This is a genomic window from Sinomicrobium pectinilyticum (assembly GCF_003725735.1).
Classification (GTDB): Bacteria; Bacteroidota; Bacteroidia; order Flavobacteriales; family Flavobacteriaceae; genus Sinomicrobium; species Sinomicrobium pectinilyticum.
In genome coordinates, this window is the sequence record NZ_RJTM01000107.1 from 48,756 (window position 1) to 67,272 (window position 18,517).

The 18,517-nt window shown below is 45.3% G+C and carries 12 protein-coding genes; 8 read left to right on the forward strand and 4 right to left on the reverse strand.

Annotated elements, in window-relative coordinates; translation table 11 throughout:
• Positions 1-50 precede the first annotated feature (50 nt).
• The 7 genes from ED312_RS15605 (at position 51) to ED312_RS15635 (ending at position 12,704) form a co-directional block, all read left to right on the forward strand.
• Positions 51-1,493 carry an alpha-L-fucosidase gene (locus tag ED312_RS15605; RefSeq protein ID WP_123217006.1) on the forward strand — a complete coding sequence of 481 codons (1,443 nt, stop codon included), beginning with the start codon at positions 51-53 and terminating at the stop codon, positions 1,491-1,493.
• A gap of 361 nt (positions 1,494-1,854) precedes the next feature.
• A complete protein-coding gene (locus tag ED312_RS15610; protein WP_123216950.1) occupies positions 1,855-2,451 on the forward strand; it encodes an RNA polymerase sigma-70 factor in 597 nt (198 codons plus the stop codon).
• 150 nt (positions 2,452-2,601) lie between these two features.
• Entirely contained in the window at positions 2,602-3,762 is a 1,161-nt protein-coding gene (locus ED312_RS15615) for a FecR family protein (protein ID WP_123216951.1), read from the forward strand.
• Positions 3,763-3,935: 173 nt separating this feature from the next.
• Positions 3,936-7,388 carry a TonB-dependent receptor gene (locus ED312_RS15620; protein WP_123216952.1) on the forward strand — a complete coding sequence of 1,151 codons (3,453 nt, stop codon included), beginning with the start codon at positions 3,936-3,938 and terminating at the stop codon, positions 7,386-7,388.
• Between the two features lie 30 nt (positions 7,389-7,418).
• Entirely contained in the window at positions 7,419-9,068 is a 1,650-nt protein-coding gene (locus tag ED312_RS15625; RefSeq protein ID WP_123216953.1) for a RagB/SusD family nutrient uptake outer membrane protein, read from the forward strand.
• 214 nt (positions 9,069-9,282) lie between these two features.
• Complete coding sequence (locus ED312_RS15630) at positions 9,283-10,863, forward strand: discoidin domain-containing protein (protein WP_123216954.1); 1,581 nt, start codon at positions 9,283-9,285, stop codon at positions 10,861-10,863.
• Between the two features lie 62 nt (positions 10,864-10,925).
• Positions 10,926-12,704, forward strand: a complete 1,779-nt coding sequence (locus ED312_RS15635; protein WP_123216955.1) for a M60 family metallopeptidase — start codon at positions 10,926-10,928, stop codon at positions 12,702-12,704.
• A 60-nt stretch (positions 12,705-12,764) separates the two neighbouring features.
• On the opposite strand, the gene ED312_RS23835 is transcribed toward ED312_RS15635, so the two are convergent.
• Genes ED312_RS23835 through ED312_RS15645 form a run of 3 tightly spaced genes read right to left on the reverse strand, consistent with a single transcriptional unit; the run spans position 12,765 to position 14,106 of the window.
• Positions 12,765-12,917, reverse strand: a complete 153-nt coding sequence (locus tag ED312_RS23835; protein WP_170164537.1) for a hypothetical protein — start codon at positions 12,915-12,917, stop codon at positions 12,765-12,767.
• Between the two features lie 2 nt (positions 12,918-12,919).
• On the reverse strand, positions 12,920-13,591 hold the full coding sequence (locus tag ED312_RS15640; RefSeq protein WP_123216956.1) for a pyridoxamine 5'-phosphate oxidase family protein: 672 nt from the start codon (positions 13,589-13,591) through the stop codon (positions 12,920-12,922).
• A 32-nt stretch (positions 13,592-13,623) separates the two neighbouring features.
• On the reverse strand, positions 13,624-14,106 hold the full coding sequence (locus tag ED312_RS15645) for an OsmC family protein (RefSeq protein ID WP_123216957.1): 483 nt from the start codon (positions 14,104-14,106) through the stop codon (positions 13,624-13,626).
• Positions 14,107-14,232: 126 nt separating this feature from the next.
• On the opposite strand from ED312_RS15645, the gene pdxR reads away from it, so the two are divergent.
• The gene (pdxR, locus tag ED312_RS15650) at positions 14,233-15,780 is read left to right on the forward strand and encodes a MocR-like pyridoxine biosynthesis transcription factor PdxR (RefSeq protein ID WP_123216958.1); all 1,548 of its coding nucleotides are present in this window, start codon (positions 14,233-14,235) and stop codon (positions 15,778-15,780) included.
• 132 nt (positions 15,781-15,912) lie between these two features.
• Here the strand turns inward: pdxR and ED312_RS15655 are convergent, their stop codons facing one another.
• Complete coding sequence (locus ED312_RS15655) at positions 15,913-18,372, reverse strand: TonB-dependent receptor domain-containing protein (RefSeq protein WP_123216959.1); 2,460 nt, start codon at positions 18,370-18,372, stop codon at positions 15,913-15,915.
• Positions 18,373-18,517 lie beyond the last annotated feature (145 nt).

Sequence of the window (18,517 nt, forward strand, 5' to 3'; positions counted from 1 at the left end):
TTCCGGAATATATGCCGGAACCGGTCCGTACCAAAAAGAAACAAGAAAATATGAGAAGATCACCGTTTATTTATGTGTTAACAGCATTTTTTGCATTTACGACAGCGACCATGGCCCAGACGAAACCGGAGAAACGGGTTTCCATAACGCTGAAACATGGAGCCCATCGCCTGGGAAAACGAACTGATAAACAAATGCAAACCTGGCGGAACTACGGTCTGGGGCAGTTTATCCACTGGGGGGTATACGCCATCCCCGGCGGGCATTGGGAAGGTAAATACTATCCCGGGGCTGCGGAATGGATACGCTCATGGAAAGAAATGCCCAAAGAAGCCTATGATAATCTCTACAAGCAATTCAATCCGGAGAAATTCAATGCCAGGGGATGGGCAAAACAAGCTAAGGAAATGGGAGCAAAATATGTGATCATCACCACCAAGCACCACGACGGCTTTTGCTTGTGGCCCAGTAAGTACACGGATTATACCATAGCCAAAAGCCCGTATAAAAAGGACATTATCGGCCAACTGGTCGATGCTTACGATGCCGAAGGTATTGATGTATATCTCTATTTTTCCATTATAGACTGGAACCACCCCGGTTACCGAAGCAGTCTGAAAACTGAGGCCGACAGGAAGGAATATGAAGATTTCAAGACCTTTACCAGGAACCAGTTGGTGGAATTACTGGAACGTTATCCCTCCACCAAAGGGCTTTGGTTTGACGGCAGCTGGGACAAAGCCTGGATAGAACAGGCGGAATTTGCAGACGAATTGGGCAGGGAACTGCGTGAAATGATCCCCGGCCTGATCATAGGAAGCCGTTTCCGGGCCGATGAAAACGGCAATCGCCACTTCGATACCAATGGCGATATGATGGGAGATTACGAACAGGGCTGGGAACGAAAAATACCGGAAACGATAGAAGATATTCACGGAAATGACTGGGATTGTGTGATGACCATTCCGGAGAATCAATGGGGGTATCACTCCGATTGGAAAGGTCATGTGAAAACGAGTAACGAACTGATAGAGATGCTCGTTAAATCCGTATCACTGGATGGCAATTTTGTTCTTAATTTCGGGCCTGACGGTGAGGGAAATATACGCCCGGAAGAAACAAAACTGGCAGCGGAAATAGGAGCCTGGATGGATGTAAATAAAGAGGTGGTTTATGGATGCGGGTACCTGGATTGGAAGAAACAAGATTGGGGATATTATACCGTAAACCGGGAAACCGGTAAAAAATATATGGTAGTATTCAATATGCCGGTGTCAGGGGCGCTTCGTGTAAAAGTACCCGACAATACCAGACCGGATAAAGCATATCTGTTGGAGCAACCCGAAAGCGACATCACTATAGAAGAAATACATCGCAATGAATATTTTGTTCATTACAAACCGATGACCCCTGTAAAAAAACCTTTTGTTATTGTAATAGAAACCACGGAGTCTGATGCCGATGAGGGACATTATCAGAAAGCTAAAACCTGAGTATTCCAGTCTTAACGGCGCGTATAGCCTTTCGGACTGACCAAACCTTAAAGGCCGTTTTTTCTCTATTCTACAGAGAAAAAACGGCCTTTAATTTTAGGAACATTGGCAGAATTCCGGGATGGGAAAATGAAATAATTATTTTGTAGACATAAAAAAAATCATATATTAGCTATGTTTTTTAAGATTTATTTAAGATTTTTTGTGAAAAATTAAGAGTCAAACGAACATTTAAGTGATTTTGTGTAAAACAAAATGTGCTCGTACCCGTTTTAGTTTTTCCAAAATTTATCTTCGGAAAGCGGTCGTTTTTTTAGCGGTATAAAGTGGTAACAACCTTAATGTTAGAAATGTAAAGTCCATGCATACAAGAGAGAACAACAGGGAGAAATTACTGGTGAAAGAACTGATGAGACATAATGAAAAAGCGTTCCGGGATCTCTTTGACAGTTATAGCCAGGATGTGTATGCATATGGCAAAAGTATATTGAAGTATGACGTGTATGCCGAAGAGATTGTCCAGGATGTTTTTCTAAAAATATGGCTGAACAGGGAAAACCTGAATCCCGACCTGTCCTTCCGGGCCTACGTATTCACCATAACCCGGAATCTCGCCATTAACTTTCTGCATAAGGCGGCAAATGACGGTAAGCTCCGGGAAGAAATATTCTATGGCAGGGGAGAAACCTATAACCACGCAGAAAACAGGATCGATGATGCCTATTATGAGAAGATCAGGCTACAGGCCATAGCAAAACTCCCGCCTAAAAGAAGACGTATTTTCGAATTGTCCAGAAAAGAAGGCAAGAGTTACGAAGAGATAAGCAGTGAGCTGGGGATTTCCATAAGCACGGTAAAAAACCAGATGAGCAGCGCATTGGAAACCATCCGGAATTTTCTTTTTTCACATAGCGATGTCACTTTTATAATTGCAGCCTTTCTCCTGGGGAACCTGTGATTTTCGTCTCTATCCCTGACATTTTTCCACTGACGGAACAGCAACCGGAATATCAAATCTTCATAAAAAGAAAAAAAATCCGTTTCGGAATAGTACCAACGGAATTGTCAACTGTATTATATATACAGAATATGCTCGAAAACATTTTTAATGAAAGATCATAAGAATATACGCGGACTCTTTAAAAAATATTCTTTGGGACAATGTTCGCCGGAGGAGATCGCAGAGATCGTAGCGTATTTAAAAACACATAAACATTCGGAAGGAATACCTTCGGTTGACGAAGTATTGGCCCTGCTTAGGGAAAGTCCGCGGATGGAAGAAAGTGCTGCCGATCATGTTTACAACCGGATACGGAAAAACGCTGAAGTCATAGAGAGACGGAAAGCGGGAAAACAGGTGCGGAGAAAATATTATATGGCCGCAGCAATGGCCGTGGTCCTGATCTCCGCAGGTAGTCTTTTCTTCGGAAGTTCCCTGTTAAAAAAAGACGGGGTGATTGAGGTCCGCGAGGAAATTACCCTTGAGTTGGATAACGGGCAAATAAAAGTTATAAAATCCGAAGGTTCCGGGGAAGTACACAACGCTTCCGGTGATGTAGTGGGGAAACAGGATAAAAACCGGATTTCCTACGTCGCAAACGGGAAGAGCGAAAAGCATATTTCCTATAACACTTTAAAAGTTCCTTACGGAAAACGCTTTGATGTGGAACTCTCGGACGGCACTGTAGTATATCTGAATTCGGGCAGTTCCCTGAAATATCCGGAAAATTTTCCCGGTGAAGGCAGGAGAGAAGTAGAGCTCACCGGAGAAGCATTTTTTGAAGTGGCCGAAGATAAAGAACATTCTTTTGTAGTAAATACGAAAGAATTAAATGTAAAAGTATTCGGTACCCGTTTCAATATCTCTGCCTACCCGGAAGATGATCTCACCGATGTGGTATTGGTGGAAGGGTCGGTAGGTATGTATGAAGATATACGGCATACGGAGAAAGGGATTATGCTCACCCCCGGCCATAAAGGAAGTTTTCACCGGAATGACAAAAATATAGAGATAAGTGCGGTGGAAACTTCGGTTTACACTTCGTGGATAGGCGGGGAACTGGTTTTCCGGAATATGACATTTGAAAATATTCTCAAAAAGCTTGAAAGACAATATAATGTCGATATAACTATGAAAAACAGAACTTTGGCGGGGGAAGAGTTCAATGCCAGTTTCGACCGGGAACCTGTGGAGGAAGTACTGGAATATTTTAAGATGACTTATGGCATCCGGTATACGGTAGAAGGAGACAACATAATAATAAACTAACACTTAAAATTCAAATACCTATGAAACGATCAGTAAGCCAGTAGCTATTATTCATGGCACTAATGCCGTGCAGGCAGGATCATCAACAAAAAATCGGAAAATGTCGGACCATTTCCCGATTTGAAAATGGTGATTAAATCAAAATTTAACCACACTTAAACACGTTTAAAAGTATGAAAAAATTTCTTTCCGGAAGGAAGGGGTGGATGCTGTATGTCAAATTTAAAACAAAAACGAAGATCAGTACCATACTCTTGAGTATTGTATTGTTGACAGCACAGGCAAATACTTCCTATTCCCAAAAATCCAGGATATCCCTGGACATGCATAACATCACTATAGCACGTCTGATAGATGTTATAGAAAGTAAGAGCGATTACCATTTTGTGTACAAGACCAGGGATGTGGACCTGGAACGAAAAGTATCCGTCAAAGCCGAGGAAGAAGAGATCACCTCGGTGCTGGACCGCATTTTCGGAAATACCGGAACCGCATATAATATTGTAAAAAAACAAATATTTCTCACCGTTAAGGAAACAAAAGAAAAGACGGATGGCCAAGGAACAGCAGAAATCCGGCAAATACAGATAAGTGGTATAGTGAAGGACGGGAATGGAAATGTTCTGCCAGGTGTAACCGTCATGGAGAAGGGCACACAGAACGGAACGGCGACCGATTTTGACGGGAATTACGAACTTTTGGTCTCGGGGACAAATGCTGTTTTATCCTTTAGCTATATTGGGTTTGTAACAAAAGAAGTCCCTGTAAACGGCCTTACTGCGATAGATGTGGTTCTGAAAGAAGACGTTTCCGAACTAGATGAGGTTATCGTAGTGGCATACGGAACACAGAAAAAGGAAAACCTTACGGGTGCTGTAGTTTCCGTAAGCAGCGAAAAACTGGCTAACCGTCCCGTAGCCTCCACGCAAAATGCCCTTCAGGGAATAGCCCCGGGGGTAACCATACTGCAACGCCCCGGGGATGTGGGGCGTAATTCCGACGGAACAAGCGGTAATACCGGGGGGATAACCATAAGGGGACGCAGTAACCTCGGTTCTCCCGGTCCTATGTATGTCATAGACGGAATCCCTGCAACATCACAGGAATTTGCATCGTTGAATGCCAATGATATAGCAAGTATGTCGGTGCTTAAAGATGCTTCTTCTGCCGCTCTTTACGGTTCACGCGCAGCAAACGGGGTCATTGTGGTTACGACCAACCGCGGAGGAGGGGAAAAGGCCACTGTACAGTTCAATACCAGCTACGGATGGCAATCCGCTACCAGGTTACCCGATTATGTAAATTCTGCGGACTATGCTGCTTTGTATAATGAAGCATTGGGCAATAAGGGAAGGGACCCGCTTTATACCGAAGACCAGATAAGAAAGTTTGCAGATGGTTCCGAGCCGGACCTGTATCCCAATACGGACTGGTATAAGACCGTACTGCACTCGGCAGCGCCGCAAAGGGAAGCCAGTCTTAATATCAGTGCACCGGGGAAAATTACCAATTACTACCTGGGCCTTACATATTTTGACCAGGAATCCCTGATACCGGGTAAAAAACAGGACCGTATCGTTGCCAAACTCAATACCGAAAGCCATATCGTAGAGAACTTGTTGAAAGTCGCCACAAATTTCTCTTTTATCAAACAGGATTTTGATCGTGACGGTGGAAACATGAGCTGGACAGAGCTCAATCGCTCCCTTCCTACATCGGTAGTACGCCAGTCCAACGGAGAGTGGGGCTCCATAGACGGAGGGGTTGCCAATGCACAAACGGCACAACGCAACCAGTTACGCATACTGGAAGAAGGAGGTAGCGGCTGGGACAGGGACAATTACCTGCAGCTCGCCACAAATGCAACGCTTACTCCCCTGGAAGGACTGACCATTAATGGACTTACCTCTCTCAAATATACCAATTCCAATTCCTGGTCTTTTAACAGTACCATAGATCCCATAAACAATTTCCTCACCGGGGATATAATGAACTCCACGAGGGTAACACCTAATGAAATGACGGAATACTGGAGAAAAAGACAGGAATTCCTCATCCAGGGAACTGTAGATTACGAACGCCGTTTCGGAGAGCAACACTTTGCGAAGATCACCGTTGGTGCCAGCCAGGAAAGCAATGTTTTCAGGACTGCTTTCATCGGGAGGAAAAATTTCCCCAACAACGATATGGAAACCGTAGGCAGTGGCTCCGGGAATTCGGAAGACATAAGTTCTGACAACGACGGACAGGCCAACAGGAGCAACCAGGAAGAATGGGCCATGCGTTCCTTTTTCGGAAGGCTCAATTACACGTTTGCCGATAAATACCTGCTGGAAGCCAATACACGGATAGATTATTCTTCCCGTTTTCATCCCGATCACAGGCGGGCCGTATTCCCGTCTTTCTCTGCCGGGTGGATTGTTTCGAAGGAATCCTTTATGGAAAACATTTCCTGGCTCGATCACCTGAAAATCCGTGGGTCCTGGGGTTCGTTGGGGAACCAGAATGTCGTTACGATAGGTAACTATTTCGATGTGCTGAACCTTGATTATTCCTATAATTTCGAAGATACCGCACAAGGCGGGGCCTGGCAGGGCCGGGGTTCTAATATTTCAGCCACCTGGGAAAAGGTGAAAATGCTGGATATAGGGCTAGATATTAACCTCTTTGGTAACAGGGTAAATATTGTAACCGATTACTATGTTAAAAGAACCGAAGGTATACTCACACAATTACCCGTCTTGAGTACTTACGGATTTCCGAATAGCGGCATTCCTTATGTCAATGCTGCCGAAATCAGGAACAGAGGTTTTGAACTTGCGGTCAATTATTCCGACAGGATAGGAGAGGATTTCCGGTTTACTATCGGCGGAAACCTTTCCTCCATAGATAACGAGATACTGAACCTGGGGCAGGGTGTCGAAGAAAGGATAAACAGCTACTGGATAGAAAGAGTAGGTGGGTCCGTAGGTGATTTTTACGGTTATCGGGCCGATGGCCTTTTCAGGGATGTTGCAGATGTGGAAAATCACGCGTACCAGTCGGCCGCGACTGCTCCCGGAGATATTAAATACAGGGATGTGAATGGTGACGGGATGATCAATGAACAGGACCGTGTGGTTATCGGTAACGATGTTCCGTGGTTCAATTACGGTTTTAACCTGAGTGCCGAATACAAAGGGATCAGTTTTGAGGTACTTACCTATGGGGTCGGTAAAGTAAAGACCTACCTGGCCAATGAAGCCTCTTTCCCTTTCTTTAACGGTGCGGGGATAAAAGAAGAACTGAAAAACAGGTGGACAGAAGCCAATCCGGATCCGGATGCAGACTTTCCACGGTTGTTACTGTCACAGGACGGAACACATAATTACGAAAATATATCCTCCTTCTGGTTATTCAATGCTGCTTATTTCCGGGTACGTTCCATTACCCTCGGGTATACTTTTCCGGAGGAGATCAGCAAAAAACTGGGGATGACCATGCTGCGCGTATACGGCACTTCCAACAACCCGCTTACGTTCATGGCCGACAAACGCCTGGCTGATTACGATCCGGAACTGGGATCGGGCCGGGGAGGTTATCCCGGGATAAAGACCTTTTCCCTCGGATTCAATTTCAGGTTTTAACCCCTTGTTAATGGTATAAAGTATAAAAAAATGAGAAAGACAATTCTATATACATGTACGGCACTTCTAATGTTTACCGTATCCTGTTCCGATGATTTCCTGGAAAGACCGCCGCTGGATGACGTTTCCGAAGAAACATTCTGGAAAACGGAAGAAGACCTGTACAAGGCTGTAAACGGTATCTACAGCCAGTTGCCCGCCGAGGGATTTATCTATGACGACGGTTCTTCCGATAATGCACATGCGCAATACCCCTGGGAAAGTAAAGCCACGGTAATCTCGGCAGGAAGTATAATTACCGCAGATGATGCAGGCTGGGGATATGAAGACAAGCGTCGCTGTAACTATTTCCTGGAAAATGCGGATGCCGTGGAAAATGCGGACCCGGACCTGCTTAACAGGTACAAGGCAGAAGTGCGTTTTGTACGGGCTTATTCCTATTTCCGGATGATGTGTAAATTCGGAGCCGTTCCCCTGGTGACCCGTACGCTCGAAATAAATGAAGTGGATATTCCCCGTACCCCGAGAGAAGAAGTACTGGATTTCATTGTAACGGAACTGGAAGACATTGCGGAAATACTCCCGGTAACTTATCCGGGAGGAAAACCCCATGAAAAAGGCAGGATCACCCGTGGGGCAGCCCTAGCCCTTAAAGCAAGGGCCCATCTTTACGAAGGGCAATGGCAGGAAGCTGTGGATGCCGCCCAAAAAGTAATGGACCTGGGGATATACGACCTCTTTAAACTGGATGCCGAAAGCGATATTAACCTGGAAGATAACTACAGTCATTGGGTTGACTTCGACGATGAACAGGACAAGCAGAACTTCAGGCTGGGCTTACGCAGTTATGAGACATTATTTCACGAAGAATATGAAGGAAATAGCGAAGTGATCCTGGACAGGCAACGTATAGCCCAGATCGATGATAATTTTCTCAACACCTATCTGCCTCCCGGTACTATCGGCGGATGGAGTTCCGTAACCCCCACACAGGAACTGGTAAACAGCTACAACAGTTATAAGACAGGAGAACCAGTAATCCTTCCCGCACCGGAACAAAGGGCTGAATGGTACAACAGCGGAGATCCTGCCTTTGAAGAAGAGTTCCGCAACCGGGACCCGCGCCTGTACGCAACTGTAATGTTTCCCGGGGCACCGTGGAATGCCATAGAAGACGGATTTGTATTCGAATGGGTACAAGGGGCTTCCAATATGTCGCAGACCGGTTATAACTTCCGGAAACTTGTCGATCCGAAGATATACCGGGAAAATATAGGGAACTACGCCAATGTTATTCTCCTGCGCTATGCCGAAGTCCTGCTGACCTATGCCGAAGCCAAAAATGAACTGAGCGGTCCCGATACCGGTATTTATGATGTCCTGGACGATATACGGGAAAGAGCGGGCATGCCTTCTGTAGACAGGAATTTATATAACACCCAGGAGAAATTGCGGGAAGTGATCCGCAATGAAAGAAGAGTAGAGCTTGCCCTGGAAGGTCATCGGTATATGGATATCCGCAGATGGCAGATCGCCCCGGTAGTGATGAAGAATATCAAAAACCTGAAGAACACTATTGCACAGGACCGGGTATGGGAAGATAAATTATACCTCATGCCCGTACCGCAATCGCAAATGGATCTGTCCGAAGGTGTACTGGAACAAAACCCGGGATATTGACAATAATGGTTTGATATAGTGAAATATTCAATAAAAAGCCGGGAGACAAAACATAAAGTCCGATTTGAGTTGACCGGAACCGGTTGACAGAGTTAGTTAGTTGACAGGCTGTCCCCTGTCTGAAGGCAGGGGCAGTTTTAATGTAGGAGGAGATTGTGATACCCCCCATCCTGGCCGATATAAATACTGAATTTAACCACTAAACTTTATAAAAATGAAAAGAAAAATTATTTTGAGAATGATGGCCCTCATGGCTATGGTGTTGTTTTATGCTTGTGTACCGGACGATACTGTGCCGGAAACTCCGGATAATCCCGATGAGGTAAATTATACATCCGATTATGCCTATAACCTCAATGTCATATACTTTGTGTCCAATGACAGGCAGGTCAACGAGGATTATGAAGAGAGGATCAGTAAAATAATGCTGGAGGGACAACAATTTTTTGCCGACTGGATGCAACACTGGGGTTATGGCAATAAAACCTTCGGATTGCTGAAGGACGAGATTAAGCAACGGGTAAAAATTCATCTTATTCAGGGAGAAAAGAGTTCCGAAAACTACCCTTACGAGGGAGGGGCATCGGCAGTAAAAGAAGAAATAGATGCCTATTTTGCCGAGCACCCGGAAGAAAAGGCCAGCGATCACAACCTGATCATCTGTGCGGTAAATGAAAAACTGGACGAAGGAGAGGAAATGGAAGTCGGCGTACCCTTTTACGGTATCGGACGGGATGCCTACGCGCTTGATTATCCCGGGATGTGTTATGATAACCTCGGAACCGGGGGAGATGTGGGGTGGAAAGCTACCGTGTGGATAGGCGGACTGTACCACGAAATGGGGCATGGCCTTAACCTGCCGCATTGCGGGTCTACATTAACCGAATCCGAAAGTAGCGATTACGGCACCTCCCTCATGGGCCCCGGGAATTCCACTTTTGGTATCAGTCCTACGTTTTTGGCGCATTCAAGTGGGGCTATAGTGAATAACTGCCAGGTTTTTTCCAAGGAAAATAAAATGTTTTATACGGATACGAATGCTCATGTAAACGCATTACGGGCCTATTACGAAGACGGGGATATTATTGTTTCTGGTTCTTATGTGACCGATATCCCGGTGACCGATATTACCTATTACCACAAACCGGGAACTGATCCCGGGGGATACCGCGCCGTTACCTGGGTAGGTGAACCATTGACAGATAACAGCTTTTCCATCCGTATGCCGGTATCCGAATTCAAGGAAAAAGAAAACAACGAATATACGTTCAGCATTATCCTGCACCACGAAAACGGGAACAATACCTGGACAGATTTCAATTATGCCTTTCAATCCGATATTCCCGATATAGATATCAGCATAGGACAGCAGGATGTTTACGATAAAAGTAACTGGCAGGTAACGGGCTTCAGTTCCGAAGAAACGGTTAACGAAGACGGGGCAGCCATTAACATTCTGGACGGTAGCCCACAGACCTACTGGCATTCCAGGTGGAATACGGATACGGCAGGCTACCCGCATTATCTCGTCATTGATACGGGAGAAGAATTATCTGCAAAAGGATTCGTAATACACCAGCGGGTAGGAAAACGGGCTGTTAAAGCATATGAAATAGAAGTAAGCAATGATAACGCCTCCTGGGAAACTGTGATACAGGGAGACCTGGAAGATACTTATGAACAGGTTATCGAACTGGCAGAAGAAACGAATTTCCGCTATTTCCGGTTTACGGCCAAATCCTCTCACGACGGTGAACAATTTGCCGCACTGGCGGAAATCGGGGTGTATTACTGAAAAAAGTCATACATCTTGTATTAACCCTGAAACTTATTTATTAACCATAAATCCAAATACTTATGAAACATTCTTATGTGAATCTTAACCTGGTTATACTGCTCCTGGTCTTTGCAGGGGGAGTATTTTCCTGCGGTGTACCATCCGAAACAGATCCGGAAGGACCTTCCGTTCCCGGCGATGATGAAATAATTGTCGAAGAAATCCTGGAATTCAACGAGACGCCTTCCGGTACACAGGAAGCAGCAAGGCTCGGTCAGTCCAATCCCGCTTCCGATTTCACGCCTACGGGTTTTTATCTCCCTCCGAATACCGAACTTGTTGTAAAGGTAGACCAGTTAGAACCGGGAAGCGGCACTCCCGTATTGCTCATAGGTTCGTATTCGAGGTACGAAGCCAAGTGGAACCCGACGGAAATAGCACTGACCGATGGCATCAATACGGTTCCCGGCGATGAATACGGAGGCATTATGTACATACGGTACAATACCGGTGAAGGTAATATCGCTTCCGGGCAGGTTCGTATCGAATTTATGGACGGACATCAGCCCATGCCGTATTTTGTACACGGAGAAACGACCAACGGGCAATGGCAAACCATGCTCGACACCTGGACAGATGCCCCTGATGTATTGCTGGTCAGTGACAAAGCCATTATAGTGGCCTCTATGGATAAGGCCCTTCAATACCGCGATGAAGATCAGAACCAGTTACTTACCACTGCTGAACAGATACTGGATGCCGAAGCAGCTATCAGCGGCCAGGACGGTTCCGCACCGGAACACCAACGGAATACCCATCGGTTACTGATGACGGAGACCGATATGGAAGATACTTTTATGGCTGCCACATGGTACCGGACCTGGTACCATCGGGATGTGGTAAACCATATTCTTACGGTGGACGGATTGGGTAACGACGGCTGGGGCCCCTGGCACGAATTGGGACACATGCACCAGCAGGGAGCCTGGACGTGGGACGGATTGGGTGAAGTAACCGTGAATATTTATTCTCTTGCGGCAGAAAGAGCAATGGGTGTAACGCCTTCACGGATGGTCAGGGACGGCGTGTGGTATGCCGTAGCCGATTATCTTGCGCTGCCCGATGAAGAAAGGGATTTTAACAGTGCTGCAGCAAGTTTATTTGTACGTCTCGGTATGTTTCAGCAACTATGGCTTGCGTATGGTGATACTTTTTTTCAGCAGTTGCATAAACAAACCAGGGAAGAACAGCCAAACCCGGGAAGCACGGAAGCCGAAATGCGTTATTTTATGCTGAAAGCCTGTGAAATATCCGGCAATGACCTGGGTGATTTTTTTCAGAAATGGGGATTGAAAGTAAGCACCTCCGTTTATGACGAAATCGCGGCATTAAACTTGTCGGAACCGGAAGAAGACCTGACGGAACTGACCGACGACCCGGACTGGGAAAGCCGATGGCTGATAACAGATTACAGTTCCCAGGAAACGAGCGGGGAAAACGGTAGGGCTTCAAATATTATTGACGGTGACCCCGCAACATACTGGCATTCGCAGTGGTCCGGTGATAACGCGGCGGAATATCCGCATCATGTGAGTGTGGACATGAAAGGAGCTACTGCGGTGAATGGTTTTACCTTAACACAACGCGACGGCCAGCGAAAAGTAAAGGACCTGGAAATACTGGTAAGTAATGACAATACAAACTGGGAAAGCCTCGGAGATCATGTGCTGGAAGAAACCGCTGCACCACAGAATATAGACCTGCCGGAAAGCCAATCTTTCCGGTATTTTAAACTGGTCATGAAATCGGCTTATGACGGACTTCAGTTTGCCGCAATGGCTGAAGTTACAGTATATTAACCTGCTTAAGCTACACTTTTTTATCTACAGGCCCGGTGGTATTCCGGGCCTGTTTCTTTGTTATTTGCTATACGCCAGGTATTCCGGCCGTAGCGACGATATACTTTCCGGGGTTGTCCCGGAAAGATGCTTTTCTATAAATGCGGAAAAACCATATTGGTTTTCTCCCTGATAGTTTGCTGTGCAGCATTGGCATGGTGCGGATGTGGACATGGCTATTTGTTTTTAAGATTTGATTTTTGTACATAATTTTTAACCGATTCCGGTACCGGGATATTTCCCTCCAGTAGCGGATCACTCACGGGAGCCCCGATTGTTTCGGATATCGGAACTATTCCTGCCCATACAGGCAGTTGCAGGTCTTCTTTTTCGTCAACGACATCTCCTGTACGTATTTTTGCAGAAGCTGAGTCGATTTTTATCTCTATAACCAGCGTGGCACGGAGTTCTTTATCATTAGGCTGCCGTACATATTCCCAGTGGTCCGGGACCATATGGTTTATAATACAACGGAGCGCGTGCATCTTTTCATGATCATCTTCTATGGATTTTACACTGCCGAAGATGTTTACCGACCGGTAATTGGCCGAATGATGAAACGCAGACCTGGCCAGTACAAGTCCATCCAGGTGCGTTACGGACACACAGGCTTCTCCTGCTTCCAGGAGACAGGACATCATCCGGTTTTTTAACGAACCATGTATATATAGTTTATCCCCGTCCCGTCCGTAAGCGGTAGGGATAACAATGGCCTTTTCGTTCCAGGTGTAAGCAATATGGCATAAGAATCCGGCATCGAGAATACCGTTTATTTCTTCCTGGTCATAAGAAGCCCGTTTTGGGCCCCGGGTCACTTTGTTTAAAGCGGAAATTTCATAATCCGGCATAACGTGTCATTTTTTGATTGAAGATATATTTGTTATTTCGCCTTCTCCTGAACGATACCAACAGGCTCGTGATAAATGGGAAAATTACATGAATTCGCTATAAAACACAGTTCGGAAGCCTGGTGGTGCAGGGCATCCAGTTTATCTTTCATGGATTCCTCCCGTACCGTTACTTTCGGATGGAGAATTACCTTGGTAAAATGCCCGCCGCCATCTGCCGTTTCTTCCATAAAGCCTGTTGCCCCGTCCTCGTAGTCCGTAACGATTACCCCGGCCCGGGCACACATATGAAGGAAGGAGAGCATATGGCAGGATGATACCGCAGCTACAAGCAGTTCTTCCGGGTTGTGCCTGGTCTTATCTCCCCGGAAAGAAGGGTCTGAAGAACCCAGAATATCTGCTTTCCCATCCGTGGTGATGGTATGGTTACGGTCATAGGCCCGGTAATTACTGGTCCCGGTGCCTTTGTTTCCCGTCCATGTTACGACAAGTTTATATTCGTGTACTTTGCTCATGGTTTTGCCCTTTAAAAGATGTTTTGGTTAAGGATTTTGATATCATATGTTGATTTATACAAGCAAAAGTAATAGTTTTATGGGGTGTTTTAGTGGTCCGGTTTTAATATATAAAGTAGTCCGGTTATGATTCCTTACAAAACGATTATACGATTAGATAAAAAAGCCTGTACACCATTGTACATTCAGTTGTGTAACCAGGTCATTCAACTGATAAAGGGCGGGGTTTTACTTCCTTCCACGAAATTACCGGGAACGAGGTGGATGTCGGACACGCTTGACATTCACAGGAAAACCGTTATAGCTGCATATGATGAATTAATGGCGCAGGGGTGGACCGAAGCCTGTCCGGCCAAAGGAACTTTTGTAAACAGTTCGCTTCCTATTATAGAACAAAGGGCTCTTCCGGAAACAACATGGAAGGAGGAAGTACAAAAAGCTAAAAAGAAATCCGGTTTTCCGTTTGTGCACAGGGGGCATTTAAAAAGCAGGGATGCCGAATTTCCGGGAGAAGGTATTATAGCATTTAACGACGGGGTACCGGACAGCCGGATAGCTCCTATCGAGGAGATCGCCAGGGAATACAGGAATGTAGTGAAGAAATCATATAACCGTAAACACCTTTCCTACGGATCGGTATACGGTAATATGGAATTGAGGGAAGCACTTGCCGATTATCTTAACGATACGAGAGGACTAAGTACCTCCCCGGAAAACATACTGATTACGCGGGGCAGTCAGATGGGAATCTACCTGTCCTCTCAATTATTGCTGACAGGTGGTGGAAATGTAGCAGTAGGGGAGACGAACTACCGATCGGCAAATAAGGTATTTATCGAATCGGGGGGGACACTGAAACGGGTCAGGGTGGACGAATGCGGAATTGTGACCGATGATGTGGAACGACTGTGCAAGACGGAGAAAATCCGTGCCGTTTATGTTACTTCACATCATCATCATCCTACTACGGTTACCCTTTCCGCACATAGGAGGATGCACCTGCTGGAACTTTCCCAGAAATACAATTTTGCCATAATAGAAGACGACTACGATTATGATTTTCACTACAGCAATGCTCCGATATTACCCCTGGCCAGCAGTGATGCGGAAGGCAATGTAGTATACATCGGGGCTTTGTGTAAAATTGTGGCCCCCGCTATCCGGGTCGGGTATATGGTAGCTCCTGAGGACTTTACAGACGAGGCTGCACGGCTTCGTAGAGTTATAGACAGGCAGGGCGATCCGCTCCTGGAACTTACCCTGGCCCATATGATCCGTGATGGGGAAATACAGCGGCATAGTAAAAAAGCGCTGAAAGTGTACCATGAACGAAGAGACCTGTTCTGCTCCCTTTTACGTGAAAAACTGGGAGACTATTTTCATTTCGAGGTGCCGGAAGGAGGAATGGCCGTATGGGTAAAACTCCGGGGAGGGCTTAACTGGGATGAGGTAAAGGCAGAAGCAGCCAGGTACGGATTGAAACTGGGGGGCTATTGCGGAGATGAAGAAGACGATATAGACCCGCCTTACCCGGGAATCCGCATGGGATTTGCAGCATTAAATCCAGATGAGATAAAAGAGGCCATTGCCAGGCTGGAAAACACTATGAAAGCATTCCGCCCTGAATATGAAACGGCCGATCCGGCATCCGGGACCACAGGGGTTGAGGTATAGTTTTCTCCTGGGCCCGTGACAAAGTTTCATTTTTTAGGGGAGTAATTGCCCCTTATAAGATAAAAAAGCGGGAGATTCGCCGAATCTCCCGCTTTTCATTATACAATATGAAGTATGTAAAACCGATGTATATTATCCTTCAAAGCCCCCCATCTCATCATCGCCGTTATCTTCTCTTCCCTGTCCTTTTTCGCGCTCTTTTTTATTGGGCTGGTTGAAACGGTAGGTGAACGAAAGGGTAAACTGGCGTTCTCTCCACTGGTTTTCACTGTCAGAAGTAAAGACATCAGTAAAGGTATATGACCTCATTTTACGGCTGTTAAACAAGTCGCTTACGTTTAGGTTGATTGTGGCCTTGTCTTTAATAAGGTCTTTGCTGACAGCCATGTTAACTCCAAACATACCCTTTCTTTCAGAAATGGCAGTTTTAGAAGGTCCTCTGTAAAAGCCGGTGGTTTGCCATTGTATTTCGGCAGGTAAGGTAATGTTGGCACTTAACCTGGAAAACCAACTGGTATTTTCAGCACCGTAGTCTATACCGTTAAATTCTCCGTCGGTTTTAGATTTAAATATATTAAAACTGGTATTGAGCCTAACTTTTCTTGAAGGGTTGTACATGATGCTGAACTCACCTCCAAAACGATCCTCACTGGAAAGGTTAATGGGGATGGAACGAATAATAGCCACACCATCTTCAGTGGTCAAACCGGTATCTTCCTGGATAAATTCAAACGATTCGGTTTCATGTTGAAAATAGACCGAGGTGGAAAAGGTGAGGTTTTTCCATCTTTTTAAATAGCCCACATCAAAGGCATTAGAAAAGGCCGGGTTTAAATCCGGATTTCCCTGGGAAATGTTAGTACGGCTATCGCGGGAGGGAAACGGGTTGATGAACCAGCCCCTGGGGCGGTTAATACGGCGGTTATATCCCACAGAAAGGTCTTCTTCTTCGCCCAATTCATAAATTAGGTTTACAGTGGGGAAGAGACCGAGATAATTTTTGTCAAAATTGGGGTCGTAAGGGAGGTCGATAGCTGAATCTTCGCCTGTTACTTTTCCTTTTAAAATGGTATTCTCTAAACGCAGGCCCAATAAAAAGGACAGTTTTCCTGTTTTGTTGCCGTATTGTGTGTAAAGGGCGTGTACGTTTTCGGTGTAATCGAAAATATTGGTAAGCCCCAAGTTGGGCTCGTATTCTCCCGTTTCTAAATTGTATTGTTCCAGTGCATAATCCGTAACTTCGTTTTCCATATTACTCCTGAAACCGGCTTCGAACTGAGCGTCGCCCATGGGCAATACATAATCGGCCTGAATAAGGTATTCATTTTGTTTTTCCTTTTGAAAAATCTGTTCCCTCGCCATTAAACCTTCGGTAGGATAAAACAAATTTTCCTCAATAAAGGTAGGACGGTCTTCTTTGTCATATGAGTATTGGAAGTCAGCGGTTAATTTGTGTCCTTCACTGTTAAAATTATTGATATAATTCACCGCAAACTGTATGCTGGTGTCTTTTTCCCCTTCCTCTTCTATCCTGGAGGTTTCGTTTACTGTTTCGTTATTAAGAAAACGTGAGGTAGTATTCTCTACAATGCTCTTGTCATCGCCCAATCTGCCAAAAACACTACCGGTAATAGAAGAGTTTTCGGTGAGGTAATATTCTATTCCCAGATTGGTATTAATACCCCTGTACCGGCGATCTCTGTCCCTGTCTTCCAAAGTGTGATCTACATCTACGCTATCACCAAAATAACGGTTTTCATAAAAAGCATTCCCCGGAGATTTTCGGTAGTAGACACCTGTAGTGTTAAAGATGTTGAATTTTTTCCTCCTGTAATTAATGTTGGCAGAAATGTTATGGTTTTCAGGTATCCCGGTCCTAAGGGAAACAGAACCGTTGAAGCCCAGTATTTCATCTTTTTTCAAGATGATGTTAAGAATACCGGCAGTACCTTCGGCATCGTAGCGTGCCGACGGGCTTGTGATTACTTCTACGCTTTCAATGGCATCGGCAGGGAGTTGCTGAAAGATGTTGGTATCTCCAAAACCGGCCATGGCTGAAGGCTTCCCGTTTATAAGGATACGTACATTGTCATTACCACGAAGGGCGATGGTACCATCTACATCTACTGTTACCGAGGGTACATTGTCAAGCGCATCTGAAACGGAAGCCCCTTGTGTAGTAAGGTCTTTACCAATATTGTATATTTTTTTGTCCAGGCGCAGTTCCACAGTGGTTCGTTCCCCCACAACTTCCACTTCATCGAGTTGTGCGATGTCAAGAGACAGCGGGATGACCCCGAAATCTTTGGAACTTGTTATGGATTGGTTTTTAAGCGTAAAAGGGCGATATGAAATAAATTCTACACTTACATCGTAATTTCCGGGGCTTACCTTTACATTGAATTTTCCGTCCGCATCGGTCATACCCCCTGTAACCACGTCCGGATTGTCCAGGCTTCGTAAAACGAGCGTGGCAAATTCCAGGGGATCTTTCGTCTCTTCATCTACAACCGTCCCCGTAAGGGTGACCGAATTCTGGGCAAAAGAGTATTGCAAAAGGAAAATACTCAGTAATAATAGGATTTTTTTCATTATTGGGTGAGTTACTTTTTAAGGTTTTTTTAGTTAGATCGTAAAAGTAAGTCAAGGTTTAAGGGTATTTGGTTAAATGTTTGTTAAATGTAAAATTGCACATTTAAAACCTGCCAATGCCTTATTTTACTGGGGATCGGGCAAG

Bases quoted from the DNA above. Each gene is read 5' to 3' on its own strand.
- ED312_RS15605 (WP_123217006.1), top strand. From the start codon at position 51: ATGAGAAGATCACCGTTTATTTATGTGTTAACAGCATTTTTTGCATTT.
- ED312_RS15610 (WP_123216950.1), top strand. From the start codon at position 1,855: ATGCATACAAGAGAGAACAACAGGGAGAAATTACTGGTGAAAGAACTG.
- ED312_RS15615 (WP_123216951.1), top strand. From the start codon at position 2,602: ATGAAAGATCATAAGAATATACGCGGACTCTTTAAAAAATATTCTTTG.
- ED312_RS15620 (WP_123216952.1), top strand. From the start codon at position 3,936: ATGAAAAAATTTCTTTCCGGAAGGAAGGGGTGGATGCTGTATGTCAAA.
- ED312_RS15625 (WP_123216953.1), top strand. From the start codon at position 7,419: ATGAGAAAGACAATTCTATATACATGTACGGCACTTCTAATGTTTACC.
- ED312_RS15630 (WP_123216954.1), top strand. From the start codon at position 9,283: ATGAAAAGAAAAATTATTTTGAGAATGATGGCCCTCATGGCTATGGTG.
- ED312_RS15635 (WP_123216955.1), top strand. From the start codon at position 10,926: ATGAAACATTCTTATGTGAATCTTAACCTGGTTATACTGCTCCTGGTC.
- ED312_RS23835 (WP_170164537.1), bottom strand. From the start codon at position 12,917: ATGTCCACATCCGCACCATGCCAATGCTGCACAGCAAACTATCAGGGA.
- ED312_RS15640 (WP_123216956.1), bottom strand. From the start codon at position 13,591: ATGCCGGATTATGAAATTTCCGCTTTAAACAAAGTGACCCGGGGCCCA.
- ED312_RS15645 (WP_123216957.1), bottom strand. From the start codon at position 14,106: ATGAGCAAAGTACACGAATATAAACTTGTCGTAACATGGACGGGAAAC.
- pdxR (WP_123216958.1), top strand. From the start codon at position 14,233: ATGATTCCTTACAAAACGATTATACGATTAGATAAAAAAGCCTGTACA.
- ED312_RS15655 (WP_123216959.1), bottom strand. From the start codon at position 18,372: ATGAAAAAAATCCTATTATTACTGAGTATTTTCCTTTTGCAATACTCT.